Genomic DNA, 26,498 nt, shown 5'->3' on the forward strand with positions numbered 1-26,498 from the left:
CAAGCAACAATCTATTGCGACGAATGACAGCGGCTAGCCATGGCCCATATCAAAAAAAGCCCCGCGCTTCTCTCGAAGGCGGGGCTTTTTTTGCAGCTCTGGCGCTTAAGGCGCGTAAGTCAGCAACAACTCACTCGGCACCTTGAAATCCAGGGACATCATGACGCTCAGGGCGGTGATGGTGAAGATCGAGAACACGAACAGCTTGCGTGCCCAGACCGTATCGTCCACCGCCTTGTAGCCGGTCCAGGCCATGTACAGCCAGTACATGCCCATGGCAGCGGCGACGGCGAGGTAGCTCATGCCGGCGTAGCCGCTGAAGGTCAGCATCAAGGTCGCCACCAGGAAGGCCAGGATGTAGAGCAGGATGTGCTTCTTGGCCACGCGGATGCCGCGCTTGACCGGCAGCACCGGAATCGAGGCCGCCAGATAGTCGTTGAAGCGGAAGATCGCGATGGCGTAGGAATGCGGCATCTGCCACAAGCTGAACATCACCAGCAGCGTCAGCGCCGCCATGTCGAAGCTGTTGCTGACCGCCACGTAGCCGATCACCGGCGGCATCGCCCCCGACAGGCTGCCCACCAGCGTGCCGTGGACCGACTTGCGCTTGAGGTACAGGCTGTAGAGGCCGACGTAGATGACAAAACCGATCACCGCGAACAACGCCGCCAGCGGATTGGCCACCCAGTACAACAGCGCCACGCCGGCCACGCCCAGCACCGTGGCGAAGGCCAGGGCCAGTTGCACCGGAATCAGGCCTTGGACCAGCGCCCGATTCTTGGTGCGTTCCATCTTGATGTCGATGTCGCGGTCGATGCAGTTGTTGAACACGCAACCGGACGCCACCACCAGGGAAGTGCCGATCATCGCCGCCAGGAAGATGGCCAGATCGACATGCCCTTTCGAGGCCAGGAAAAACCCGCCTGCCACAGAAAGCACGTTACCGAAAATGATCCCCGGCTTGGTGATTTGGATAAAGTGCTTCAGGGACATCCGGACTTTCCTCAGTGCGCCATCATGTTGGTGTGGATGCTGAACATGATCCACAACGACAGGCCGACCAGCAGGACAATCACGATCGCGGCAAACACAAACGCGACCACGTTGTTACGTTGGGCAGCGGAGCGGTCCAGGTGCAGGAAGTACACCAGGTGCACCAATACCTGGACCACGGCGAAGATCAGGATGATCCACAGGGTCAGGGTCTTGGGCAGCGACGGGTACATCACCAGGCCGAACGGAATGACGGTCAAAATCACCGACAGGATGAAACCGATGGCGTAGGACTTGACGCTGCCGTGGCCGGCGTCATGGCCATCATGGGAATGTGCGTTAGCCATTTACAGGGTCCCCATCAGATAAACAACGGTGAATACGCAGATCCACACCACGTCCAGGAAGTGCCAGAACAAGCTCAGGCAGCTCAGGCGGGTCTTGTTGGTGGCGGTCAGGCCGTTTTTCTGGACCTGGTACATCATGATCGCCATCCAGATCAGGCCGCTGGTCACGTGCAGGCCGTGGGTGCCGACCAGGGTGAAGAACCCGGACAGGAAGCCGCTGCGGCTAGGGCCGTAGCCTTCGGCGATCAGGATATGAAACTCGTTGATCTCCATGGCGATAAAACCGGCGCCCAGCAGGAAGGTCATGGCCAACCAGCCCAACACCTGGGTTTTCTTGCCCTTGAACAACGCCAGCATGGCGAAGCCGTAGGTGATCGAACTGAACAGCAGCAGCGCGGTTTCGCCCAGTACATAAGGCAGTTCGAAGATTTCGTGGCCCGACGGGCCACCGGCGACGTTGTTAACCAGCACCGCGTAGACCGCGAAGATCGACGCAAACAGGATGCAGTCGGTCATCAGGTAGAGCCAGAAACCGAATACGGTCATCTCGCCCGAGTCGTGGTGATGGTCATCGTGCCCATGGTCATGACCATGGGCGTGTCCAACATTGGTCACTAAGTTCGACATGGTTTAAGCCTGTTCCAACGAGGTTTCAACACGGGTGGCGGTGGCGGGGACTTTCCCGGCCGCTACCAGGCGCTTGTGCTGCTCGGCTTCGATGCGCTCGATGACATCCACCGGCACCATGTAGCCCTGATCGTCACGGGCGGCATGGATCACGAAATACGCCACGGTGCCGACCAGGCTGACGATGGCCAGCCACCAGATGTGCCAGATCATCGCGAAACCGAACACGGTCAACAGCGCGCCCATGACCACACCAGTGGCGGTGTTGTTGGGCATGTGGATCGGCTCGTACTTGGCCGGAACCTGGTACGCGGTACCGGCTTCCTTGGCTTCGGTGAACGGGTCGATGGTTTCCGCTTTCGGCAGCACGGCAAAGTTGTAGAACGGTGGTGGCGACGAAGTCGACCATTCCAGGGTATGGGCATTCCACGGATCACCGTGTTCGCACATGTTTTCCGGCTTCTTGCGATCACGCACGCTGACGTACAGCTGGATCAACTGGCAGGCGATACCGACCGCGATCATCACCGCGCCGAACATGGCGACGTACAGGTACGGCACCCACTCAGGGTTGGTGGTGGCGTTCAGGCGACGGGTCATGCCCATGAAGCCCAGTGCATAGAGCGGCATGAACGCGACGAAGAAGCCCGAGATCCAGAACCAGAACGCTGCCTTGCCCCAACCTTCGTGCAGCTTGAAGCCGAACGCTTTCGGGAAGTAGAACGCAAAGCCTGCGATGTAGCCGAACACGGCGCCGCCGATGATCACGTTATGGAAGTGCGCGATCACGAACAGGCTGTTGTGCAGCACGAAGTCAGCACCCGGGATGGCCAGCAGTACGCCGGTCATGCCGCCGATGGCGAAGGTCACCATGAAGCCCAGGGTCCACAGCACGTGGCTGGTGAAACGCAGGCGGCCCTGGTAGATGGTGAACAGCCAGTTGAACAGCTTCACACCTGTCGGGATCGAGATCAGCATTGTCGCCAGGCCGAAGAAGGCGTTGACGCTGGCCCCCGAGCCCATGGTGAAGAAGTGGTGCAGCCAGACCATGAAGCCCAGTACCGAGATCGCGCCGGAAGCGTAGATCATCGAGTGGTGGCCAAACAGTTTCTTGCCGGAGAAGGTCGAGATGACTTCGGAGAAAATACCGAACGCCGGCAGGATCAGGATGTACACCTCAGGGTGACCCCAGGCCCAGAACAGGTTGACGTACATCATCGGATTTCCACCCAGTTCATTGGTGAAAATGTGGAAATCCATGTAGCGGTCAAGCGTCAGCAAAGCCAGGGTAGCGGTGAGGATCGGGAACGAAGCGACGATCAGCACGTTGGCCCAGGTGCAGGTCCAGGTGAAGATCGGCATGTCCATCAGCTTCATGCCAGGGGTACGCATTTTCAGCACGGTGGCCAGGAAGTTGACCCCCGTCAGCGTTGTCCCCAACCCGGATAGCTGTAGCGCCCAGATGTAGTAATCCACCCCCACGCCCGGACTGTATTGCAGCCCCGACAACGGCGGATAGGCGACCCAACCGGTCTTGGCGAATTCGCCAACACCCAGGGATACGTTGATCAGCACCACGCCGGACACCAGCAGCCAGAAGCTGAGGGAGTTCAGGAACGGATAGGCAACGTCACGCGCGCCGATCTGCAGCGGCACTGCAAGGTTCATCAGGCCGGTGAAGAATGGCATCGCCATGAAGATGATCATGATCACACCGTGGGCGGTGAAGATCTGGTCATAGTGTTCAGGCGGCAGGTAGCCAGGCGAACCCTCGGTGGCCATGGCCAGCTGGGTACGCATCATGATGGCGTCGGCAAAACCGCGCAGCAGCATGACCATGGCGACGATGATGTACATCACGCCGATTTTCTTGTGGTCGACCGAGGTCAGCCACTCAGTCCACAGGTAGGTCCACTTCTTGAAATAAGTGATACCGGCGAACAATGCCAGACCACCGAGCGCGATGATGGCGAGGGTCACCATGACAATCGGCTCGTGGAACGGGATCGCTTCCCAACTTAATTTACCTAACATCGTTTACTCCTCTGCCCCGGCAGCTGAATGCGAGCTCATGTCCATCCCTTCCATGTTGTGAGCCACTTCCTTGTCTTTCTTCTCGTGGTGCATCGGCTTGCCCGGATTCATCCCTTCATACTTATCGATGATGGTCTGGAACAGGTTCGGCGTAACCGACGAGTAGAGTTCGACTGGGTTGTTCTGGCTCGGCTTGGAAAGGGCTTCGTATTCAGCTTTTTCAAGCTGTTTAGGTGCCTTCTTCACTTCGTTGACCCAGGCGTCGAATTCTTCCTGGGTGGTGGCGGTCGCTTTGAACTTCATGCCGGTGAAACCCGCGCCGCTGTAGTTGGCGGAGATACCTTCAAGTTCGGTGTTCTGGTTGGCGATCAGGTGCAGCTTGGTCTGCATGCCGGCCATCGCGTAGATCTGGCCGCCCAGGCCCGGGATGAAGAACGAGTTCATCACGGTGTCGGAGGTGACCTTGAAATTGATCGGCGTGTGGGCCGGGAACACGATCTTGTTGACCGTGGCAATGCCTTGTTCCGGATAGATGAACAGCCACTTCCAGTCCATCGAGACCACTTCGATGGTGATCGGCTTGACGTCCGAATCCAGCGGACGATACGGGTCCAGGGCGTGGGTCGACTTGTAGGTGACATAACCCAGGGCAATGATGATCAACACCGGAATGGTCCATACCGCCACTTCGATCTTGGTCGAATGCGACCATTTCGGCGTGTAGGTGGCCTGGGTGTTGGTTGCGCGGTACTTCCAGGCGAACAGGAAGGTCATGACGATAACCGGCACAACGACCAGCAACATCAGCAGCGTGGCGGTGATGATCAGGTTTCGTTCATCCAGGCCGACCTGGCCCTTGGGATCGAGCAAGGTCATGTTGCAGCCTCCCAGCAGCAACGTGCCGAGCAGCGGCAACAAGCCTAGTAATCGGGGGTACCTGTTTTTACTCATCTCACGACCTCTAAAGCAGCTTGCGCAATGCAGTTGGGTTTTGATCGCCAACACTTCACCCTGCCAAGGGTTGGCATTTTCTTGGATTGAATAAGGGCTGCCCGTCGAACGTCAGCGGCTGTTCGACACATCCTGGGCCAGCAGTGAGTTCTTATTCGTTGGTCAAAAGGCCTAGTTCAAGCCCAATTCCATTTGGTGCGGAAAGTTGGAGGCACCGACACCTGGGGTCGCATGGGGCGCTGGCGCCCTTCGACCACTCTCGTGCTCAAGCTTGAGCCGGGTCGGAAAATCGGTGCGGGCGATTGTAGTGAGGTGACGCGCTGTAGACCATGTCTCATCCCGAAATAATTTTTATCCGATCCGGCAACAATCTCTTGCTGATATTGCAACGGGCCAGCATCTTATCGAAATTAATTCTCAACAAGAACCCCAAAAAACGTAGGTCTACTACGCCCGATTTAGACAGCTCGAGAGGATTCAGAAGGGCTTTTTTGCCCGGCAAGCGCCCATTTTCAGGGGCCTGCGCCGCCTGACGCTGCGCTGTTAAAAATGCCTGCTACAAGGGAGAGGCCGGCTGCGAAACCAGACGGTTTTTTGTTACAGGAATGTGCGCTTAATCGCCGTCGAAAGGCCTGAGCGTCGCAAGATATGTGACAACGTGTCGCACGTTGTCGCAGGTCATTCTTGCTCCGGATCAAGGACGCTCCGCCCCGGGCATGAAACGTAAAACGCCCCGGCACTCCAAGGGAGAAACCGGGGCGTTTCGTTGGGGCGTTTCAGCGAAGCGGTTTGCGGTTACGCGACACCAGCAACGGCACCAGGACCACCGTCAATACGAAGGCCACCAGCGCCCATTGCGCCAGGGACAGGCCCAGGATCGGTGGATAGGGGGTGGAGCAAAAGCCATCAACCTGGAACCCCAGTGGGAAGATCTTCGCCAGCGGGAGGTCATCGACAATCGGTTGCAATACGTCGATACCGCAACTGACCGCAGGGAAGAACTGGGTGTACACGTGATGCCCGGCCACACCGGCCCCGGCCAGGGCGCAAAGCACCACCAGGCCCTCGAAAATCGTCAGGCTGCGGCGGGTGCGCATGGCGGCGCCGATGAAGGCGAAGATCGCGATCAGCAACAACGCATAGCGTTGCAGGATACACAGCGGGCACGGCGCCTCGCCGAGGGCCACCTGCATGTACAGCGCACCGCCGATCAGTGCCAGGCAGATCAGCCCTAGCAGCACCAGATAGCGCCGCTCACGGCCTAACCGCATCATTTCCTCACTCATTGCGTTTCCCTTTGTCTGCATGAATCGACGCGCAGCCTCGCAACACCCGGCGCGCAATCGGATGTACCGAAGTCTACACGCTGACCATGACAGTGAACGAGCAGCGGGCGTCGACATTGGGGGGAATAGACAGCAGGAAGGTTAAGTGCGGATTAATGCCTGGTCAGTTGGACAGGGACGGACCTGCCGCCGCCATCGCGAGCAGGCTCGCTCCCACAGGGAGTTTGCCCTGGTTTGATGGTCAGCGCTCCCACAGGTTTCTCTGTAGTGTTCACAAGAGCTGTGTCCACCGCTAATCCCTTGTGGGAGCGGGCTTGCTCGCGAAAGCGGTGGGTCAGCTTGCATCAATGTTGGATGTGCCGCCGTCTTCGCGAGCAAGCCCGCTCCCACAGGTTGCTCTGTAGTGTTCACAAGAGTTGTGTCCACCGCTAATCCCTTGTGGGAGTTTGCCCTGGTTTGATGGTCAGCGCTGCCCCCTTGTGGGAGCGAGCCTGCTCGCGAAAGCGGTGGGTCAGCTTGCATCAATGTTGGATGTGCCGCCGTCTTCGCGAGCAAGCCCGCTCCCACAGGTTGCTCTGTAGTGTTCACAAGAGTTGTGTCCACCGCTAATCCCTTGTGGGAGTTTGCCCTGGTTTGATGGTCAGCGCTGCCCCCTTGTGGGAGCGAGCCTGCTCGCGAAAGCGGTGGGTCAGCTTGCATCAATGTTGGATGTGCCGCCGTCTTCGCGAGCAAGCCCGCTCCCACAGGTTTCTCTGTAGTGTTCACAAGAGTTGTGTCCACCGCTAATCCCTTGTGGGAGCGAGCCTGCTCGCGATGAGGCAACCCGGTGTCCCGGTTGCCGCGGCGACCTTATTCCAGTGCCGCCGCCGGGCCAAAGAACTCGTAGCGGCTCTGCCGGTCCGGCACGCCCAAGGCCTTGAGGTGGCGCTTGACGGCGCCCATGAAGCCCTTCGGCCCAAGGAAATAGGCGTCCAGGTCACGCTGCTCCGGCAACCATTGCGCCAGTTGCTCCTGGCTCAACAGCCCCACCTTGTCCGCCGCCGGGCTCACCCCGTCGTCTTCGTCGTAGCAGTAAAAACGCTTGAGTTGCGGATGCCGCTTGGCCAAATCGTCGATCCAGTCACGGAAGGCATGGACGCGGCCGTTGCGTGCGCAGTGAATGAAATGCACCGGCCGCTCGGTTTGCAGTGCGGCCTGCAACATGGCCAGGGTCGGGGTAATACCAACGCCGCCGCTGATCAGCACCAACGGTTTTTCGCTGGCGCTCAGGTAGAAATCCCCGGACGGCGGGAACAACTGGATGCGACTGCCGACCTCAAAATGATGATGCAGGAAGTTCGACACCCGCCCGCCCGGCTCGCGCTTGACGCTGATCCGGTATTGACCATTGTCCGCCAAGGCCGACAGCGAATAGTTGCGGCGCACTTCCTCGCCGTCGAGGATGAGTTTCATGCCGATGTACTGGCCCGGCTCAGCGACCAGGATTGGGCCCTTGTCTGCCGGCTCAAAGTAGAACGAGGTGATCTCCGAGCTTTCCTGGACCTTGGCCGCCAAGATGAACTCACGCTCGCCACGCCAGCCACCCGGTGCCTCGGCCTTCTTGTCGTACATGCCAGCTTCAGCGCCGATCAGGATATCGGCCAGCTGATTGTAGGCAGCGCCCCATGCCGCGATCACTTCGGGCGTGGCGATCTCTGCGCCCAACACCTCGGCGATTGCCCGCAACAGGCACGCACCAACAATCGGGTAATGTTCCGGCAGGATCTGCAAGGCAACGTGCTTGTTGACGATTTTCGCCACCAGGTCGCCCAATTGGTCAAGCTGATCAATGTGCCGCGCGTACATCAACACGCCGTTGGCCAACGCACGCGGTTGATCGCCACTGGCTTGGTGAGCCTGGTTGAACAGGGGGCGCACTTGCGGGTATTCGGACAGCATCATGCGATAGAAGTGAGTGATCAGCGCCTCCCCACCGCTTTCCAGCAAGGGCACGGTGGAGCGAATGATGGCGCGTTCTTCTCGACTGAGCATAGGGTGACTCCTGACGTATGATCGATAACAGTTACCTATGTCATATCAGTTTCCGTGCCAGATTTTTTTACCTTTAATATCAGCAAGTTAATAACAATGTAGTCATACCGACACGACTGAATTTATAGTCGTTACGACTACATGGAGTCATTATGACCGCAACCGCCCTGCTGACTTCCCTGCTGCCGCTGGTGGCCGACCTGTCCCGTGAACTGCCTGAAGGTGAACGTTATCGGCGCCTGCTCGGCACCCTGCGCACCCTGCTGCCCTGCGATGCGGCAGCGTTGCTGCGCCTGGATGGCGACTGCCTGGTGCCGCTCGCCGTGGATGGCTTGAGCGCCGACACACTGGGTCGGCGATTCAGGGTCAGCGAACACCCGCGTTTCGAAGCGCTGCTGGCCAATCCGCACCCCACCCGCTTCGCCGCCGACAGCGGCCTGCCCGATCCCTACGACGGGCTGGTCGAGGGGCTGGCTGAGCACTTGGAAGTCCACGACTGCATGGGTTGCCCACTGTTCATCGACGAGCGCCCCTGGGGCCTGCTGACCCTGGATTCGTTGGATCCGGAGCGCTTCGAACCCATCGACCTCAGTGCCCTTCAAGCTTTCGCCAGCCTCGCCGCCGCCACGGTCAGCGCCGCCGAGCGCATCGAGCGCCTGGCCTTGAAAGCCGAGGACGAACATCGCCGCGCCGAGGTCTATCGCCAGGCCAGCGGCCAGCAACACCGCGACATGGTCGGCCAGAGCAAGGCCCACAAGCGCCTGGTGGAAGAGATCACGTTGGTGGGCGGCAGCGACCTGACGGTATTGATCACCGGCGAAACCGGTGTTGGCAAGGAACTGGTCGCCCAGGCCATCCACGCCGCGTCGAAACGCGCCGACCAGCCGCTCATCAGCCTCAATTGCGCCGCCCTGCCGGATACGCTGGTGGAAAGTGAACTCTTCGGCCATGTCCGTGGCGCCTTCACCGGCGCCACGAACGACCGGCGCGGCAAGTTTGAACTGGCCGACGGCGGCACCTTGTTCCTCGACGAAGTCGGCGAGTTGTCCCTGACTGTCCAGGCCAAGTTGCTGCGGGTGTTGCAAAGCGGCCAACTGCAGCGCCTGGGTTCGGACAAGGAGCACCGAGTCGATGTTCGCCTGATCGCGGCCACCAATCGCGACCTCGCCGAAGAAGTGCGCAACGGCCGTTATCGAGCCGACTTCTATCATCGTTTGAGCGTGTATCCCTTGCAGGTGCCGGCGCTGCGCGAACGCGGGCGGGACGTGCTGCTGCTCAGCGGTTTTTTCCTCGAACAGAATCGTTCGCGCATGGGCCTGGGCAGCCTGCGCCTGACCAGCGATGCCCAGGCCGCACTGCTGGCCTACGACTGGCCGGGCAACGTGCGCGAGCTGGAACACCTGATCGGCCGCAGCGCCCTGAAGGCCTTGGGCCGATGCCCGGCGCGCCCGAAAATCCTCAGTCTCAGCGCCCAGGACCTGGACTTGCCCCAGGCTGCTGTGGATAACGCCGAGCCGTTATCCAACACCCCGGCACCGGCCACACCAGGCGTGACGGGGGACTTGCGCGAAGCGGTGGACGAATTCCAACGCAATTTGATCGCCGCCTGCCTGGAGCGTCACCAACACAACTGGGCCAGCGCCGCCCGGGAGCTGGGGCTGGACCGCGCGAACCTGGGGCGGATGGCCAAACGGCTTGGCCTGAAATAGTGGTTGGAGGTGCTTTTGTGGCGAGGGAGCTTGCTCCCGCTGGGCGTGAAGCAGGCCCATCAACCGCAGCGCGGTTTCGAATCTTACGACCGCTGCGCGGCCGAGCGGGAGCAAGCTCCCTCGCCACAAAAGCTATCCCGCACAAGGATCTTGTTACAACGATCCATGTGATCGACAGGCTTTCACCCTAAAGCCTGCCCCCGACAAGTCGATAACCCAATATCACAAGCTGTTCTGGCGACCTTCATGCTCGCCCCACCTTTTTCCACAGAAGGTTTTTATGTCTTCCAACAAAGCCCGCGCAGATTCACTTTCGCTTCTGCTGTTTACCTTGCGCAGCGGCAAGCTGATGGCGATCAACCTGCTCAAGGTCAGTGAAATCATTCCCTGCCCACCATTGACCAAGCTGCCGGAGTCCCACCCGCACGTCAAAGGCATCGCCACCCTGCGCGGGACATCGTTGTCGGTGATCGACCTGAGCCGCGCCATTGGCGAGCGGCCACTGGAAGACCCGGACGGCGGCTGCCTGATCGTCACCGACGTCAGCCGCTCCAAACAGGGCTTGCATGTGCAGGCGGTGAGCAAGATCGTGCATTGCCTGACCACCGACATCAAACCGCCGCCCTACGGTTCCGGCGGTGTGCGTGCGTTCATCACCGGCGTGACCTCGGTGGACGGCACGCTGGTGCAAGTATTGGATATCGAAAAGGTCATCCACGGCATCGCGCCGGCGCAGATCGAAACCGCACCGACCGAGCTGAGCATGGAAGACGCCGAGGTCCTGGGCAACGCCCGGATCCTGGTGGTCGATGACAGTCAGGTCGCCTTGCAGCAATCGGTGCACACCCTGCGCAACCTGGGTCTGCAATGCCACACCGCCCGCAGCGCCAAGGAAGCCATCGACTGCCTGCTGGAGCTGCAGGGCACTGCGCAGGAGATCAACCTGATCGTTTCCGATATCGAAATGTCGGAAATGGACGGCTACGCCCTCACCCGGACCCTGCGCGAGACACCGGATTTCGCGCACCTCTACGTATTGCTGCACACCTCGCTCGACAGCGCCATGAACAGTGAGAAAGCACGATTGGCCGGCGCAAACGGGGTGCTTACCAAATTTTCGTCGCCCGAATTGACCAAGTGCCTGATCACCGCGGCCAAGGCCGTCGCCGAACAAGGTCGCTGAAAATCATGCGCGTCAATGCGGGCCAAGTTCCAGGAGGCTGCTGGCTTCGCGGCCTCTGAACCCTGTCCCGACCTCAGGCATACTCCTGACCTGGTTCCCCTGAACAAGGACATTGTTGATGAAAACCCCTGCGCTGATGCTCCTCGGCTTCACTGCCGCCATGGCCCTCCAGGCCCAGGCTTCCAGCCCCGACGCCTGGGCCGCCTACGATAAAAAAGTGCTCGCCAGTTGCCTGAAGGCCAGCGGCCTGAAAGCCCCCGAACCCGTCGGCACCGCCGCACAATTCGACGACCGGGTGGGCTACACCGCACTGTTGCTGCAAGGCCAATACCCACAGAAACATATGAAAGGCGCAACCGGCACCGAGCTGTGCCTCTACCGCAAGAAAACCAAGACCGCCTTCGTCACCGAATGGGACTCGGTCCGCCCCGCCGACGCCCCTCGATGAATGGCGCACAACTTGCTTCGCACGGCTCATCGCGGCGTTTTTCTGTCGCCGCTTTCAGCCTATTGCCTTCGGTCGATCAATGAACACAACGTTTTCCTGCGTAGGGTGCGGTAAATGCTGCACCGGTCATCACGTTCCCCTGACGCTCGACGAAGCCAGGATGTGGGCCAATGACGGCGGCCAGGTGATTGTCCTGGTCGAGGCCTTCCTGCCCAATGGCCTCGGCCTTCCGGTGGCGCAGCGCGAACATGCCGAACGCCGTTCGGCGGTGGTCCGTAGCGGCGCGAGCGAGGCGCTCGTGGCAATCACCTTCGCCGCTTATAACCCTGGCCCTTGCCATAATCTGGACGCCGACAACCTGTGCCGTATCTACGAGCGCAGGCCATTGGTTTGCCGCATCTACCCCATGGAAATCAACCCACACATCCCGCTCAACACCGCCGCCAAAGATTGCCCGCCGGAGTCGTGGGAAACGGGACCGCAGTTGATCGTCGGCGGTGAGTTGGTGGACCAGGAGCTGGCCCGGTTGATCGAGCGTTCACGCCAGGCTGATCGTGAAGAAATCGCGATCAAGGAGCGTATCTGTATGTCCTTGGGCATCCACACGACGGCGTTGAAAGGCGATGGATTCACGGCCTACCTGCCGAACATGGCCGCGTTCGCCGCCGCGATTGATCAGGCCCGCTCACAGCCGTTGGACCCCGAAGCGGGTGAATGGCAGTTCCACCTGTCCGGCGAGGACGTTGCCAGCCAAGTGACGGCCAGTGGCGCAAGCGTGGTCACCGAGGCACCGGTCAACTACGCCTTCATTTCCCTGCGGGCTGCATAGATATTCAAGGGATGAAGTAGAGCCCTTGTGGGAGCGAGCCTGCTCGCGATAGCGATCTGTCAGTCACCTCTATGTGACTGATGCAACGCCATCGCGAGCAGGCTCGCTCCCACAAAGGGATTTACTGCGTTCAATCGCTTCCCCTCTCGCCTAACCCGCGCCAGGAATGTTAGCGTGCTTGGTATTCCCTGCAGATGAGCCTTGCACGATGAAAAAAACCGTACTTGCCTTCAGCCGTATCACACCTCCCATGATCGAGCGCCTGCGCCAGGACTTCGAGGTGATCGTCCCCAATCCGTCGAACGGCGACATCAACGCGCAGTTCAACGAAGCCTTGCCCCACGTCCATGGGCTGATTGGTGTCGGTCGCAAGCTTGGCCGCGAGCAACTGCAGAGCGCCACGAACCTGCAAGTGGTCTCCAGCGTGTCGGTGGGCTACGACAACTACGACCTGGCCTACTTCAACGAGCGCGGGATCATGCTCACCAACACCCCCGACGTGCTCACCGAAAGCACCGCCGACCTGGCCTTCGCCCTGCTGATGAGCAGCGCCCGGCGCGTGGCCGAACTGGATGCCTGGACCAAGGCCGGGCAATGGCAGGCGACCGTCGGCCCGCAACTGTTCGGCAGCGACGTACATGGCAAGACCCTAGGCATCGTCGGCATGGGCAACATCGGCGCAGCCATTGCCCGGCGTGGCCGGCTGGGGTTCAACATGCCGATCCTGTACAGCGGCAACAGTCGCAAGACCGAGCTGGAGAACCAGTTGGGTGCACAATTTCGTGAACTGGACCAGTTGTTGGCCGAAGCCGACTTCGTCTGCCTCGTGGTGCCATTGAGCGAGAAGACCCGTCATTTGATCGGCCAGCGTGAACTGGGGCTGATGAAGCCGAGTGCCATCCTAGTCAACATTTCCCGTGGCCCGGTGGTGGATGAGCCAGCGCTGATCGAAGCCTTGCAGAACGGTCGTATCCGCGGTGCCGGACTGGATGTCTACGAGAAAGAACCGCTGGCCGAATCGCCATTGTTCCAGCTGAAAAACGCCGTGACCCTGCCCCATATCGGCTCCGCCACCCACGAGACCCGTGAGGCAATGGCCAATCTTGCTGTGGATAACTTGCGCAGTGCCTTACTGGGTGAGCGACCGAAGAACCTTGTCAACCCACAAGTCTGGAAATAGAACACGCGGTGGCGAGGGAGCTTGCTCCCGCTGGGCTGCGCAGCAGCCCCTTGCGGTTTATCTGATGCACCGTGGTGGCAGATACACCTTGGGGTCGCTTCGCAACCCAGCGGGAGCAAGCTCCCTCGCCACAGGATTATTGCCAGACGTTATGCCTCAGCGAGCACCCAGCGCAACTCTCGCCGACACTGGCCGGGGCTTGCGAAACACCAGTACGTTACCCAGCATCACCAGCACCAACCCCACCAAGGCCGGCGCCGTCCACTGGTAGCCCTCGACAAAGGCCGAGACGTTCAACGCCACCACCGGAAACAGCACGGTGCAATACGCCGCCCGCTCCGGCCCCATGCGCCCCACCAGCGTCAGGTAGGCGGTAAAGCCGATGACCGACCCCGGGATCACCAGGTACAACAACGAACCGATGTAGCGCGTGTTCCATTCCATGTCGAATGGGATGCCTTTGAGCGCACACCACACCGCCAGCATCGCCGCGCCATAGGCCATGCCCCAGGCATTGGTGGTCAGGGGCTTGAGGCCGGCTTTCTGTTGCAGGCTCGACAGCATGTTGCCCGCCGAAAAACACAACGTCCCCAGCAGTGCCAGTGCCAAGCCCAGCAGCGTTTGTGGGCTTGCGCTGTGACCGGCCAGTTCCGGCCAGAACAATAATGCCAACCCGAACAGCCCCAAGGCGCCGCCCAGCAATACGTTACGGGCAATCCGTTGACCGAAGAAAACCCGGGCATTGAGGGCGTTCCAGAGCGTGGCGGTGGAAAACACCACGGCGACCAAACCACTGGGGATCCACTGGCTGGCGGTCAGGAAGCACATGAAATTGATGCAGAACAGGCACAGGCCCTGGGCGACGCAAATCAAGTGGCCGCGCCGGTTCATCACCTGCAAGCGCCGGCTGAGCAAGAGCATGGCAAACAGGATCAATGCCGCGAGGCCAAAGCGATAAACGATCGACACCGGGATGGCGACGACACCCAACTGCAGTTTCAGGGCGATCCAGGTGGTGCCCCAGATGAGCACGGTGAGCAGGTACAACGAGAGGTTCATGACGGTGACTCCTGGCAATGGCCCCCAGTGTCACGCCGACGCTTGCCCGGCGCTTGCGTAAACTTGCGGTTTTTATGAGCGATGGGCTGGCAGGGAACGGCCTACGGAGTAGGATGCAAGCGTTGGAGAACCGATCATGTCCACACTGCAGACCCTACAAGTCTTCCAAGCCCTAAACAGCTCGCCTAACGCTCGCCTCGAGCACAGCGCCGAGCTCGGGGACGGCATGGCGGCCGCTTTGTGGACCAATCACCACGACGCCCGGGACTACGAGGCGCCGACGCACCATACGTTGTCGTGCTACATCGCGGGCGGCACCGGCACGTTTCGTCGCGAACGGCCCGATACCACAGGCGCACCAGACAAACTCTGCATCCTGCCGGCCGGGCATGAGTCCGCCTGGGTCATCAACGGCGACATTCGCCTTGCCCACCTGTATTTCAGCGCTGAACAATTCGCCCTCGGCTGCATCACGCTACTGGACCGCGAGCCCCGGCAGGTGCAACTCCACGAGGAAACGTTCCTCGACGACCCGCAACAGGCCCAGCGCTTTCGCCAGTTGATCGCACTGAACTGGGACGAACCCGGCGAACGCCTGCTGACCACCAGCCTGGCCCATGACCTGCTCAACCACTTGCTGCTCAGCCAGGTCGGCCAGCGCCAGGGCCTTCGCCTCAAAGGCGGCCTGGCTGCTCACCAGCGGCGGTTACTGGTGGATTACGTCGACAGCCATCTGGCCGAGGCCATCAGCCTCGGGCAACTGGCGGCGCTGTGTGCGTTGTCCGAATATCACTTTGCGCGGATGTTCCGCGAAAGTTTCGGGCTCCCACCCCACCAATATGTGCTGGCTCGGCGCTTGGCCCGCGCGCGGCATTTGCTGCGCAGCACGTCACGAACGTTGGGCGATGTCGCGCTGGCCTGCGGGTTTGCCAGCGCCAGTCATTTCACCCACCGTTTTCGCCAGGCCTTGGGCGCGACGCCCGGGGCCTATCGGCAGGCGTTTTTGCGCTAGCCCGGCGATCGCCATCGCGAGCAAGCTCGCCCACAGGGAGTTGTGTCGAAGAAGTTTTTGCTCACCCTGGTCCAGTGTGGGAGCGAGCCTGCTCGCGATGACGGCGGCAAATTCAACATCAACCGTCTCAGTCAGACAGCTATCGCGAGCAGGCTCGCTCCCACATGGATTGCACCTCTCCAGACAACGGATCACTCATAAAAAAAGGGCCTGCGATTGCAGGCCCGTTTGTTCGGTGAGTAATTTTAAGTGATCGTGCTTAGCCGTTGAGTGCAGCCCGCTCGTTCTCCAGGAATTCTTCTTCCAGCATGGCGTCAGCCAGGGCAATCGAGTCGGTCGGACCTTTGGTGGCGGCGCGCTTGCCGCGCAGTTTGCCGAACAAATGCTCCAGGGCACTTTCAAGTTTGGTGGCTGCACCTTCGATCGCCAGTTCCAGCGATTCGGCCTTGTGGGTCACGGAAATCGGCTGATGGCCCTTTGGCCGTGCTTCAAGCTGGCAACGCAGGTCATGAGGACCGGGCTTATCGCCGTTCTCATCGCGCAAATGAACCTCGACCCGTGTCAGGTCTTCTTCGTAACGTTCGAGCGTGCTTTCGATGGTAGTACGTACCCACTCCTCCAGTCGGATGCTGCTTTGAATATGGTTATCGCTGTTGACTTGGATTTGCATAGTTCATCCCTTATTTCAGCTAGCTCGCCGGGGGCCGTCGACGTTAGCGCAGCGGCCCCTTGAATACAGAGTCGGGCTGGCGGAAGAACAATTCAACCCCTAAAAAAAGATAAATATTCATATGCAAATAAAGCCAGACAACGGGCAAAAGCGCTGTTAATGTCGGGAGTTGCCCCGCCCTGCTCCCCCTGCGTAAATCGCCTCCCTTCCTGCACCGCCAACGAACATCCGCACGTAATTGCCCCGAAACGGGCAGGCGCATTCCAGAGCGCTCGGCGCTTGGGCGCCGGGATCATTGTCCAACGCTTTTTCCGGCATGCCCCTTGCTAACTCCCTGTAGGAGCTGCCGCAGGCTGCAATCTCTGGTTTTTTGAAGCCTGCCTGGTCCCAGGAGTTTGAGATGAACACGATCATGGAATGGCCGATGGTCCGGTGTTGCGAACTAATCCCGATCACGGCCGGTCAACAACTGCACGTTCAATCAGGCGGTGACGCATCATGGACAACCCTTTTCAGATCATTACCGACGCTTTTGCGCCGCATTATCAAATCAACCTGAGTATCCAGGGACTGGATGGCAGCATCATGCTGACCCTGTCCAAGAGCGGGCGCATCGTCGCCAAACGCATGATCAGCGCCCAGCAGCGCAACGACCCGGAGCGGCTCAAGCGCCTGGTGCAAAGCATTCAGTTCGGCATTGCCATCGAGCAGGGCCACAGCGCCGTGGCCATCCTCGAAGCCATGACCGGCGGTGACAACATCAAGCTGCCACCGCCGCATGCACAGGGGCCGGCGCCCTCGGCCGCCGGGATCTAGATTTCACCTTTCTCCACTTCGGCATGCTCGCTGGAGCCCGCGCCAACCTTGCGGTGCGGGTGCTCGATCTTCACCGAGGGAAACTGCGACGAAGCGTAGCGCACCACCAGGATCGAAAACGCCAGCAGCAAGATGCCACCGCACAGGTAGATGATCCCCAGGTCGGGCGGGCTGTGGTGGGAAACGTTGGAAATCAGCAGCCGCGTCAGCGCGGTGATTGCCACGTAGATCAGGAATCGCACCGGCATGTGGTTGGTCTTGAAGTAGATCCCGACCATCGCCCCCAATTCCAGGTAGATGAACAGCAGCAGGATGTCATCGATCTTGATGTGCCCCGCCTCGAGCATCTGCAAGAACTCCATCACCGCCGCCCACGCGGTCACCGCACCGATGGCGAATAGCGCCAGGTAGTGGAAGGTCTCGACGAAGAGGTTTCCCAGGGACTCGGCCAGTTGATGGACGTTCTGGCGCAGGTTCTCGGCCCAGTTGATTTTCACGATGTAGTTTCCTTAGGTCGGTTCGACCGGATGATGCGGGTTGGACGTGACGGTTGTTCTGCATGCAGAAAAAAGGCCAGCGAGTGAGGGTGAGATGGCGATAGGCTGGTATCGGGCACTTTTTGGGAGATTCATGCGGCCTGATCGCGAGCAAGCTTTGCTCCCACAAAAACTGTGCTCCCGCAAGCTTTGCTCCCACACGCTTCGCGCTCACATGCTGAAATCGGTCTACATTAAAAAGCCACTATCCAAAGCAAGAGGATTCGCTTATTCTTTTGCCTGTATATAAATACAGTAGTCACAAAGACAAACCAATGTGAAGGCATGTGAGGTGGTGAATGGCCGTCGAAGTGGTATACCGCAGCAGCCGAGATCTGGAGCGCTTGTTCATGGATAAAGCCGAAGCTGACCGTCATGACAAAATGCTGGAACTCGCCGAATTGCTGGCCGAAGTGTTGCAAAAAGCCGTTCCATCGCTGAGCGAGCAACAGGTCGAGGAAGCCGGGATCTACATGGCGAAGAATCGCGATGTGTTCGCCAAGGCATTCAAGAGCCAGCCGGACGCCTTGTCCGAACTGCTCAACCCGTCGGACGAATAACCAAAAAGATCGCAGCCTTCGGCAGCGCCTACACTGCGTAGGAGCTGCCGAAGGCTGCGATCTTTTTCAATAATAACGACGTGGATCTGAATCGATCAGGCTGGCCAACTTGGTCAGGGCGAAGCGCAGTTCGTCCTGGCTGGTGGGCGACATCAGCACCAGCCGCACGCACCGGGTGGCGCCGGAACGCTCAGCCTGGAATTGAGTGCCACTGAGCACCAATACGCCGTTGGCCCGGGCGAGCATGGTGAATTCGTCGCTGGTCCATGGCTCGGGCAGCGTCAGCCAGACGTGATAGGAGTACGGCTGGGTCTTGAGCTCGAAGTTGGCAAAGATTTCCCGGGCGATCGCTTGTCGCCCCGCCGCCTCGTTGCGCTGGATGCGGATCAATTTCTTGTCCAGGCCTTCGGTAATCACATTGCTGGCCAGTTGCGCCGTCAATGGCGACGGCATCCACACACTGCTGCGCACCATCGACGTCAGGCGCGAGAGCAATTTCGGCGGACTGTAGATGTAACCAATGCGAAGCGCCGGCATGACCGATTTCGACAGGCTGGTCAGGTAAACCGAGCGATCCGGCGCAAAGGCCGACAGGGGTTTGATCGACGGATCGGTGGCCAGGAAGCCGTAGATGTCATCGTCCAGGATGATGAAGTCGAACTCCTCGGCCAGCGCGGCAATCTGGGCCCGACGTTTCTGCGACATGATCGCCGCCGTCGGGTTCTGGCAGGTCGCCACGCAGACGAGCATTGCCGGTTTCTCTTGCAGGCACAGCTCCCGCAAGGCTTCGGGAATGATGCCTTCGTCATCCATCGGCACGCCACGCAGGCGACGCTCAAGACCGTGGGCCAGGGAAATGATGCCCGGGTAGCACAGCGCCTCGCAGAGCACCAGGTCGCCAGCGTTGGTCAGGGCGCTCATCGCGACCATCAAGCCATGCTGGGCCCCGGCGGTAATCACCACTTGCTGCCATTGCGCGTCGGGCAATGAATGACGCAACCATTGCGCCCCTGCCTCGCGATGGGCCGGGTGGCCGCCGTCCGGCGCATAATCGAGCGCGCGCGCAAAATCGGTGCTTTTGGCCATGCCCACCAGCGCGCCGCGCAACCAGTACTCCAGGGTCTCGCTATAGGGCTTGATGATCGAAAGGTCGAGCAGTTCGGACTGCCCCAGGTTCAGCGGCGCGGCGGCGCTGTTGCTGGCGGGCAGTTCCAGCTGCTTCTGGTTGAGCACATAGGTGCCACGCCCCACTTCCCCCTGCACCAGCCGACGCCGATGAGCTTCGCTATAGGCCCGGCTGATGGTGCCCGGCGTGACATTCAAGGTGGTGGCCAGCTCCCGCAAGGTCGGCAGGCGATCACCCTCGTTCAGTACGCCGTTATTGATATCGCGCGCCAACGCATCGGCAATCGACAGATACATCGGCTGGCTGAACTCGCTTAGCTGGGGAACCCACATGAATGATCACTGCCATCGTAGAAATGATGAATATCCGAGCATATCACATGGAGGTTAGGCCACTAATAATCCGATGCATTCGATTCATTGAGTCGATTGATGCGATTATTGAATTGCTTATCAAGGTCGTATAAAGAAATCTTATTAAAAATAATATCCATATAAATCAATTAGTTAATTGATAAAACCCCCAAACATATCCGTGATAGCAGAAAAATATCTCGTAACAATCACGTCACCCATTGAATCAACTCAATTTATTCAAATACACTGATCTTGAATCGAATCAATCGACTCAATCCCCCACTGCGCGCTCCTGCCGCGCCAAGTCGAGACATCATGGACACATTCAGAAAGGATCTATCCCTGTCAGCGGTTATCGCGGGCTTCATCGCCGTGATCATTTCCTACGCCGGCCCGCTCATCATCGTGTTCCAGGCAGCCAAGGAAGCGCACCTGCCCAACGACGTGGTGTCTTCGTGGATCTGGGCCATTTCCATCGGCAGCGGGATTACCGGCCTGCTCTTGAGCTGGCGCCTGCGTGTCCCGGTCATCACCGCATGGTCGACACCGGGAGCCGCGCTGCTGGTGTCCATGCTGCCCACCGTGACCCTGCCCCAGGCCGTTGGTGCCTATGTGGTGGCGTCGGTGATCATCGCCGTGGTCGGTTTGTCCGGGGCGTTCGACAAGTTGATGAGCCGCCTGCCCAAGGCCATTGCCGCCGCCATGCTCGCCGGCATCCTGTTCCGCTTCGGTGCCGAGCTATTCACGTCGATCAAGCTGCAGCCGGCGATGGTGCTGGCAATGATCGCCGCGTACCTGGTCTTCAAGCGGTTTTCGCCACGCTACGCCATCCTGTCGGTGCTGATCGTCGGCTGCGCGGTGGCCGCCTCGTTCGGTGAACTCAACAGCAACTCAATCACCATCGCCGTGGCTCATCCGGTCTTCATCGCGCCTGAATGGAGCTGGCACGCAATCATCAACATCGGCCTGCCACTGGCGCTGGTGACCTTGACCGGCCAGTACGTGCCCGGCATGGCCGTATTGCGCACCTCGGGCTACAACACGCCGGCGCGCTCGATCATTTCGGTCACCGCTATTGGCTCGGCCCTGATGGCCCCGTTCGGGTCCCACGGTCTTAACCTGGCGGCCATTACCGCCGCGATCTGCACCGGCCGCGAAGCCCACGAGGACCGCGACAAACGCTACATCGCCGGGATTGCCTGCGGGGTGTTCTACATCCTGATGGGCACTTTCGGCGCGACCCTGGCCTCGGTGTTTTCCGCCCTGCCGAAAGAATTGATCGCCTCCCTCGCCGGCCTCGCCCTGTTTGGCGCGATCAGTGCTGGGCTGACCGGCGCCATGGCGGATGAGAAGCAACGGGAAGCCGCGCTGATCACCTTTCTGGTAACCGCTTCGGGCATGAGCTTCCTCGGCCTTGCAGCCGCGTTCTGGGGGTTGATCTTCGGTCTCGTGGCGCATTTCGTGCTGACCTACACCCGGGAAAGCAAAGCCGCCGTTATCGCCGAGGGCAGCCGACCATGACCGCTCGCCGCAACTTCATCTGGAGCGGAAACGGCATCGCTCATCGGCGTCGGCTCGAAAGACACCTGCCCCGCTGCACTCCATTCAGCCCCTTCACTGGCGCCGTCGCATCACATGCCTGTGCCGTTGGCGAAGCGTTTGCCTGAGGATCCACACCATGAGTCTGCAAAATTTCGACCCCGCCGTTGCCCGCCTGATCGACCGCGAGCGCAACCGCCAGGAAACCCACCTGGAACTGATCGCTTCGGAAAACTACGTCAGCGAAGAAGTGCGCCAGGCCCAGGGTTCCGTGCTCACCAACAAGTACGCCGAAGGCTATCCGGGCAAGCGATGCATGTCATCGCCGCCAAGGCCGTGGCCTTCAACGAAGCCTTGGGCGACGGGTTCAAGCATTACCAGCAGCGGGTGATCGACAACGCCCGGGTCATGGCCGATGTCCTGACCCGGCGTGGCTTGCGGGTGGTTTCCGGCGGTACCGACTGCCATATGTTCCTGCTCGACCTGCGCTCGATGAACATCACCGGCAAAGACGCCGAGGCACTGCTGGAAAATGCCCACATCACCCTGAACAAAAACGCGATCCCCAATGACCCGCAGAAACCGGCGATCACCAGTGGCATTCGCATCGGCACCCCAGCCCTGACCACACGCGGTTTTGGTGAAGCGGAATGTGCCGAAGTGGCGAACCTGATCGCCGACCTGTTGGAACAGCCGGACAACGCGGCACGCCTGGATAACACCCGGCGCCGGGTGATGCATTTGTGCGAATGCTTTCCGGTGTATCTGCTGAGGTAATGGCTGGATAAGGACAGCACGAAGCGCATAGAGCGGCGAGCACAAACTGTGGCGAGGGAGCTTGCTCCCGCTGGGCTGCGAAGCGGCCCCATTGGATCGCTGCGATCATTCAGGCAGACCGCATCAGCCGGTTTACGACGGCTGCGCCGCCGAGCGGGAGCAAGCTCCCTCGCCACAGGGTGAGTGTTTGCCTGAAATGATCAGTCTGTGAGCACCAGAAAAACCTGTGGGAGCGAGCTTGCTCGCGATAGCGGTGGACAGTCGATGAAGACATTGAATGTACGGCCGCTATCGCGAGCAAGCTCGCTCCCACAATTGGTTTTTCAGCGGTACAACAAGCGCTCCGCCAACTCATCGGCCACCCGGGCCGGTGAGCGCTTTTCCGCCTGGGCGTGGGCGAAGACTTCCGTGAGTCGGGCACCGATTTTCGATAAGTGTGCAGTGATCGTCGGCAGTTCTTCACCACGATGCTTCAGGGCGACGTAAATCAGCCCGCCGGAGTTGATCACGTAGTCCGGCGCATAGAGAATTCCGCGTCTTTCCAACTGGTCGGCCACCTGCAGGTTGCTCAATTGATTGTGGGCCGAGCCGGCAACGGCCGAGCAGCGCAGTTGTGCCACGCTTTGGCTGTTGAGCACCCCGCCCAGGCCGCAGGGGGCGAGGATGTCACAGGGGGTGCTGAGCAGCGCGTCGTTGGCGATCGGATGGGCGCCCAGTTGCTCCATGGCCAGTTGCACCTTGCCAGGGTCGATGTCGCTGACCAGCAATTCGGCACCCGCCGCGTGCAGTTGTTCAGCCAAGGCATAACCGACATTGCCCAGGCCCTGGATCGCCACCCGCAGGCTTTCGAGGTTATCGCTGCCCAGGCGAGCCATGGCGGTGGCACGAATGCCGGCAAAGACACCCATTGCCGCGTGGGGCGCGGGGTCTCCCGCGGCGGTGGTGCTGGTGACATGGCGGGTCTGCTGGGCGATGCAATCCATGTCGGCCACCGACGTGCCACTGTCGATGGCTGTGATGTAGCGCCCGTCCAACTGCTCGATGCAACGACCAAAGGCTTCGAACAGCGCCGCCCGACTCTCGACATGGGCCGGACGCATGATCACCGCCACCCCGCCGCCTACCGGCAAGCCGGCCAGCGCCGCCTTGTAGCTCATGCCTTGGGCCAGGCGCACGGCGTCGGCCACGGCACTTTCGTCGTCGGGGTAGGCAAGATAACGACAGCCCCCCAGGGCGGGCCCGGGACGGCTGCAATGGATGGCAATCACCGCCTTCAACCCGGTCGTCGGGTCTACGCTTAGGTGCAGCGATTCAAGGCGGGAGCTTTGCATGAGAGCAAACATCGTAAGGCTCCCGAATCACTTTTGTTTGTTTCGCCAGTATAGGCGTGCAATCGAAAATTGCTGGAGCACGCCGGAATAAGTCGCCCGTGTGGTCAGTCTTTTTCGGCATAACCTGTCGCAGCGTCTGTTCGAGACTGGACGAAAATCCATGGCAGGGCTAAAACGGGAGCATAGCCCGGAGAGTTCGATGAAACCGCGCCAAGCCTTTTTTGACTGTCTGCACCGCTCGCCCCCAGCGTTGTTCGAGGCGGCGTTGTGGATCGCTGCCGAACATGATCGCGACGTCGACGTTTCGGCCTTGCTGAAGGAATTCAAGGAACTGCAACAGCGGGTCAGCCATGGCCTGCCGCTGCTGCCTGTCAGCGAGCTGGGCCAACCTCTGCTACGACGGCTCAACGACTTGGGTTTCGCCCAGGACGATTTCACGCCCCTGCGACCGCGAGCGGCGCTGTTGGATAAAGTCCTGGCGCGCAAACGCGGGCAGCCCCTGGCCCTCGGGTTGATCGCCCTGGAGTTGGCCCGCGGCCTGGAAATTCCGATGGTCGGTGTCAATTTCCCCGGGCACTTCCTGTTGAAGGTACCTGGGGCCGACCACCTGCTTGACCCCTGCGGTGGCCGCCGGTTGTACCCCAACGATTGCCGGGAACTGCTGCAGCGCCAATACGGCGCAAACATGCCACTCAAGGCGGAACATCTGGTCAACGCCGAGCCGATACAAATGCTGCAGCGCCTGTCGCGCAACCTGCGCCAACTGCATTTGGCGAACGACGATTACATTGCCGCATTGATCGATGCCGAACGGGTGTTGGAACTGGGCAACGCCAGCGCCGCCGACTATCTGGCCCGCGCCAGTCTGTACCAGCGCCTCGATTGCCCCAATGCCGAACGCTTCGACCTGGAGCATGCGCTGATGCTCAGTGACGATCCGATCCAGCGAATCCGACTGACGGAGCGCTTGGGGCATTTGCCGCCGAATTCGGTGGTGCATTGAGTTGTCGTGAGGCTGCACCTCTTTGTCGACCGTTGAATCGCCTTCGCGAGCAAGCCCGCTCCCACATTTGATCGGCGTACACCCGGATCAATGTGGGAGCGGGCTTGCTCGCGAAGACGGCAGACCAGCCAACATCAATATCAAGTGGGGGTATCCGGCTGATTCGCCGGGTGCGCCTGCCGGAACGCCGGATGCCCAGCCGCCAACGCCGCCACGCGCCGGATTCGCGGATACCCTTGCAAGGAAACAGTGAACCGCTCGGCGGCGTACAGCTGCGGGATCAGGAACACATCCCCCAACCCCGGCGCTGCACCGAAACAATAGCCGTCGTCGCCAATCATCTGCTCCACCGCCGCCAATCCTTGGCTGATCCACTGCCCGATCCACTCCGTCACCTGCGCTTCATCGTGGCCCCATTGCCGCAGCTTGTTGAGCACGCTGACGTTGTGCAGGGGATGAATGTCGCAACCGATCAACGCGGCGACACCACGCTCCCGGGCGCGGACCGTCAGGTCGACGCTGAGTAACGGCACCTGGGGATAACGCTCCTCCAGGTATTCGATGATGGCAGGTGATTGAACCAGCAACGCGCCCTCATCGCTACGCAACGCCGGCACCCGGCCCTGGGGGTTGATCGCCAGGTAGGCCGGCTGGCGGTGCTCGCCCCCCGGGGCAGCGATCAGGTTGACGGGCAAGGCCTGGTAATCCAGGCCCTTGAGGGCCAACGCGATGCGCACCCGGTAGGACGAGGTGGAACGGTAGTAGGTATAAAGTTCCATGGCTGCCCCTCAACGCGCCGGCAAGATCTTGCCCCGGCACTCACCGAAGCCGATGGAAGCGAAACCGTCGCGGCGGCAACGGGCGCGCAAGATGATTTCATCACCGTCCTCAAGGAATCGGCGCACTTCGCCAGACGCCAGTTCGATCGGTTTTTTACCGCCTTCGGTGATTTCCAGCAGGCTGCCGAATTGATGGTTTTCAGGCCCAGACAAGGTGCCCGAGCCAAACAGGTCGCCGGCCTGCAACTGGCAGCCGTTTACACTGTGGTGCGCAACCATCTGCGCCACAGTCCAGTACATGTATTGGGTATTGCTCAACGTCAGGCGCTGGGCCGGCAGGTTCTGCTCGACCATCGCCTCAGTCAGCAACAGCACTTCCAATTCGATGTCGAGGGCGCCGCCGGCCTGGTCACGGGTGTCCAGCAGATACGGCAGCGGTTGCGGATCGCCTTCCGGGCGCGCCGGCTGCGGGCGGCGGAACGGTTCCAGGGCTTCAGCCGTGACCACCCACGGCGAAATGCTGGTGAGGAAACTCTTCGACAGGAACGGCCCCAGGGGCTGGTATTCCCATGCCTGGATGTCCCGGGCGGACCAATCGTTGAGCAGGCAGAAGCCGCCAATGTGCTCGGCGGCATCGCCGATAGGGATCGGTTCGCCCAGCGCATTGCCCTTGCCAATCCAGATGCCCAGCTCCAACTCATAGTCCAGCCGCGCACACGGGCCGAAGGTCGGCTCGGTCTGGCCGGCCGGCAGGGTCTGGCCCTTGGGACGACGCACGTCGGTCCCGGACGGACGAATGGTCGAGGCGCGACCGTGGTAGCCGATAGGCACGTATTTGTAGTTGGGCAATAGCGGGTTATCGGGGCGGAACAGTTTGCCGACATTCTGGGCATGTTCGATACCGACGTAGAAGTCGGTGTAGTCGTTGATCCTGGCGGGCAGGTGCATCTGGCAGTCGGCGGCGAGGAGCAACAGCTTCGCCTCCAGGGCTTCGACCTTGCCGCGCAACGGACTGTCTTCGCGCAACAGTTCCAGCAGTCGTTCACGCAGGGCCACCCGGGCGCTGCGGCCCAGGTCGAAAAATTCATTCAATTGGCCGTCGGCCATGGCTTCGACGACTTGTCGCGCCGCGCCGTCAAACAGGCCCGCGTGCAGCGCCGCCTGCAGATCGAAAATCCGCTCGCCAATCGCCACGCCGCTACGCAGGGCACCACCATCGACGCTGAAGACACCCAATGGCAGGTTCTGCAACGGGAAGTCGGCGTGGCCGTTGGCGCTGGCGACCCAGCTACGGACAGGGGAAAGTTGAGTCATGG

At 60.4% G+C, this 26,498-nt stretch carries 25 protein-coding genes and 1 pseudogene; 12 read left to right on the plus strand and 14 right to left on the minus strand.

Features of this window, described 5'->3' with window-relative positions:
* Window positions 1–105: 105 nt before the first annotated feature.
* The 7 genes from cyoE to hmpA all read right to left on the minus strand — a co-directional run bounded on the left by cyoE (window position 106) and on the right by hmpA (window position 8,269).
* Entirely contained in the window at window positions 106–993 is an 888-nt protein-coding gene (gene cyoE, locus J3361_RS10440; RefSeq protein ID WP_003178131.1) for a heme o synthase, read from the minus strand.
* 11 nt (window positions 994–1,004) lie between these two features.
* Entirely contained in the window at window positions 1,005–1,340 is a 336-nt protein-coding gene (gene cyoD / locus J3361_RS10445) for a cytochrome o ubiquinol oxidase subunit IV (protein WP_186705092.1), read from the minus strand.
* Window positions 1,341–1,967, minus strand: a complete 627-nt coding sequence (locus J3361_RS10450) for a cytochrome o ubiquinol oxidase subunit III (protein ID WP_186705091.1) — start codon at window positions 1,965–1,967, stop codon at window positions 1,341–1,343.
* A gap of 3 nt (window positions 1,968–1,970) precedes the next feature.
* Window positions 1,971–4,001: a cytochrome o ubiquinol oxidase subunit I gene (cyoB, locus tag J3361_RS10455; protein WP_186705090.1), complete on the minus strand. Its 2,031-nt coding sequence runs from the start codon at window positions 3,999–4,001 to the stop codon at window positions 1,971–1,973.
* A gap of 3 nt (window positions 4,002–4,004) precedes the next feature.
* A complete protein-coding gene (gene cyoA / locus J3361_RS10460; RefSeq protein WP_207964354.1) occupies window positions 4,005–4,952 on the minus strand; it encodes a ubiquinol oxidase subunit II in 948 nt (315 codons plus the stop codon).
* A 776-nt stretch (window positions 4,953–5,728) separates the two neighbouring features.
* Complete coding sequence (locus J3361_RS10465; RefSeq protein WP_060740730.1) at window positions 5,729–6,238, minus strand: disulfide bond formation protein B; 510 nt, start codon at window positions 6,236–6,238, stop codon at window positions 5,729–5,731.
* An 849-nt stretch (window positions 6,239–7,087) separates the two neighbouring features.
* A complete protein-coding gene (gene hmpA / locus J3361_RS10470) occupies window positions 7,088–8,269 on the minus strand; it encodes an NO-inducible flavohemoprotein (protein WP_207964356.1) in 1,182 nt (393 codons plus the stop codon).
* Between the two features lie 152 nt (window positions 8,270–8,421).
* Between hmpA and norR the strand changes: the two genes are divergently transcribed.
* From norR to J3361_RS10495, 5 genes are all read left to right on the plus strand, one after another.
* Window positions 8,422–9,978 (plus strand): nitric oxide reductase transcriptional regulator NorR, encoded by a 1,557-nt coding sequence (gene norR / locus J3361_RS10475; protein ID WP_207964358.1) that lies wholly within the window; start codon window positions 8,422–8,424, stop codon window positions 9,976–9,978.
* 280 nt (window positions 9,979–10,258) lie between these two features.
* The gene (locus tag J3361_RS10480; RefSeq protein ID WP_030139917.1) at window positions 10,259–11,161 is read left to right on the plus strand and encodes a chemotaxis protein; all 903 of its coding nucleotides are present in this window, start codon (window positions 10,259–10,261) and stop codon (window positions 11,159–11,161) included.
* 118 nt (window positions 11,162–11,279) lie between these two features.
* Entirely contained in the window at window positions 11,280–11,609 is a 330-nt protein-coding gene (locus J3361_RS10485; RefSeq protein WP_207964361.1) for a hypothetical protein, read from the plus strand.
* Between the two features lie 79 nt (window positions 11,610–11,688).
* Window positions 11,689–12,438: a YkgJ family cysteine cluster protein gene (locus tag J3361_RS10490; protein WP_207964363.1), complete on the plus strand. Its 750-nt coding sequence runs from the start codon at window positions 11,689–11,691 to the stop codon at window positions 12,436–12,438.
* A 208-nt stretch (window positions 12,439–12,646) separates the two neighbouring features.
* Window positions 12,647–13,618 carry a D-glycerate dehydrogenase gene (locus J3361_RS10495; RefSeq protein WP_207964365.1) on the plus strand — a complete coding sequence of 324 codons (972 nt, stop codon included), beginning with the start codon at window positions 12,647–12,649 and terminating at the stop codon, window positions 13,616–13,618.
* A 156-nt stretch (window positions 13,619–13,774) separates the two neighbouring features.
* On the opposite strand, the gene J3361_RS10500 is transcribed toward J3361_RS10495, so the two are convergent.
* Complete coding sequence (locus J3361_RS10500; protein ID WP_207964367.1) at window positions 13,775–14,677, minus strand: DMT family transporter; 903 nt, start codon at window positions 14,675–14,677, stop codon at window positions 13,775–13,777.
* A gap of 136 nt (window positions 14,678–14,813) precedes the next feature.
* Between J3361_RS10500 and J3361_RS10505 the strand changes: the two genes are divergently transcribed.
* Window positions 14,814–15,689: a helix-turn-helix domain-containing protein gene (locus J3361_RS10505; protein WP_207964369.1), complete on the plus strand. Its 876-nt coding sequence runs from the start codon at window positions 14,814–14,816 to the stop codon at window positions 15,687–15,689.
* 259 nt (window positions 15,690–15,948) lie between these two features.
* On the opposite strand, the gene J3361_RS10510 is transcribed toward J3361_RS10505, so the two are convergent.
* The gene (locus tag J3361_RS10510; RefSeq protein ID WP_207964371.1) at window positions 15,949–16,359 is read right to left on the minus strand and encodes an HPF/RaiA family ribosome-associated protein; all 411 of its coding nucleotides are present in this window, start codon (window positions 16,357–16,359) and stop codon (window positions 15,949–15,951) included.
* 498 nt (window positions 16,360–16,857) lie between these two features.
* Between J3361_RS10510 and J3361_RS10515 the strand changes: the two genes are divergently transcribed.
* A complete protein-coding gene (locus J3361_RS10515; protein WP_207964373.1) occupies window positions 16,858–17,175 on the plus strand; it encodes a DUF3509 domain-containing protein in 318 nt (105 codons plus the stop codon).
* Here the strand turns inward: J3361_RS10515 and J3361_RS10520 are convergent.
* The gene (locus tag J3361_RS10520) at window positions 17,172–17,672 is read right to left on the minus strand and encodes a phosphate-starvation-inducible PsiE family protein (protein ID WP_053125067.1); all 501 of its coding nucleotides are present in this window, start codon (window positions 17,670–17,672) and stop codon (window positions 17,172–17,174) included. The two genes, J3361_RS10515 and J3361_RS10520, sit on opposite strands and share 4 nt — an antisense overlap.
* Before the next feature lie 338 nt (window positions 17,673–18,010).
* Between J3361_RS10520 and J3361_RS10525 the strand changes: the two genes are divergently transcribed.
* Window positions 18,011–18,271: a YebG family protein gene (locus J3361_RS10525; protein ID WP_003205410.1), complete on the plus strand. Its 261-nt coding sequence runs from the start codon at window positions 18,011–18,013 to the stop codon at window positions 18,269–18,271.
* Window positions 18,272–18,337: 66 nt separating this feature from the next.
* On the opposite strand, the gene J3361_RS10530 is transcribed toward J3361_RS10525, so the two are convergent.
* Window positions 18,338–19,729 (minus strand): PLP-dependent aminotransferase family protein, encoded by a 1,392-nt coding sequence (locus tag J3361_RS10530; RefSeq protein ID WP_207964375.1) that lies wholly within the window; start codon window positions 19,727–19,729, stop codon window positions 18,338–18,340.
* Window positions 19,730–20,068: 339 nt separating this feature from the next.
* Here J3361_RS10530 and J3361_RS10535 point away from each other — a divergent pair, with 339 nt between their 5' ends.
* The 3 genes and pseudogenes from J3361_RS10535 to glyA all read left to right on the plus strand — a co-directional run.
* Window positions 20,069–21,274: a benzoate/H(+) symporter BenE family transporter gene (locus J3361_RS10535; protein WP_207964377.1), complete on the plus strand. Its 1,206-nt coding sequence runs from the start codon at window positions 20,069–20,071 to the stop codon at window positions 21,272–21,274.
* Between the two features lie 157 nt (window positions 21,275–21,431).
* On the plus strand, window positions 21,432–21,683 hold the full coding sequence (locus tag J3361_RS29480) for a hypothetical protein (protein WP_243458819.1): 252 nt from the start codon (window positions 21,432–21,434) through the stop codon (window positions 21,681–21,683).
* Window positions 21,605–22,069, plus strand: a pseudogene (gene glyA / locus J3361_RS10540) (serine hydroxymethyltransferase); the annotation flags it as partial. The gene J3361_RS29480 and the pseudogene glyA, both read left to right, overlap by 79 nt.
* Window positions 22,070–22,392: 323 nt before the next feature.
* Here glyA and J3361_RS10545 read toward each other — a convergent pair.
* Window positions 22,393–23,412, minus strand: coding sequence for a Glu/Leu/Phe/Val dehydrogenase (locus J3361_RS10545; protein ID WP_186705070.1), 1,020 nt, complete (start codon window positions 23,410–23,412; stop codon window positions 22,393–22,395).
* A gap of 187 nt (window positions 23,413–23,599) precedes the next feature.
* On the opposite strand from J3361_RS10545, the gene J3361_RS10550 reads away from it, so the two are divergent.
* A complete protein-coding gene (locus tag J3361_RS10550) occupies window positions 23,600–24,403 on the plus strand; it encodes a transglutaminase family protein (protein WP_207964380.1) in 804 nt (267 codons plus the stop codon).
* Window positions 24,404–24,543: 140 nt separating this feature from the next.
* On the opposite strand, the gene maiA is transcribed toward J3361_RS10550, so the two are convergent.
* Window positions 24,544–25,182 carry a maleylacetoacetate isomerase gene (gene maiA / locus J3361_RS10555; RefSeq protein ID WP_207964382.1) on the minus strand — a complete coding sequence of 213 codons (639 nt, stop codon included), beginning with the start codon at window positions 25,180–25,182 and terminating at the stop codon, window positions 24,544–24,546.
* A gap of 9 nt (window positions 25,183–25,191) precedes the next feature.
* Window positions 25,192–26,496 (minus strand): fumarylacetoacetase, encoded by a 1,305-nt coding sequence (gene fahA / locus J3361_RS10560; protein ID WP_207964384.1) that lies wholly within the window; start codon window positions 26,494–26,496, stop codon window positions 25,192–25,194.
* Between the last annotated feature and the right edge of the window lie 2 nt (window positions 26,497–26,498).

The sequence above is a fragment of the Pseudomonas sp. OA65 genome, from assembly GCF_017498305.1.
In the GTDB taxonomy this organism is placed as follows: Bacteria; Pseudomonadota; Gammaproteobacteria; order Pseudomonadales; family Pseudomonadaceae; genus Aquipseudomonas; species Aquipseudomonas zanjanensis.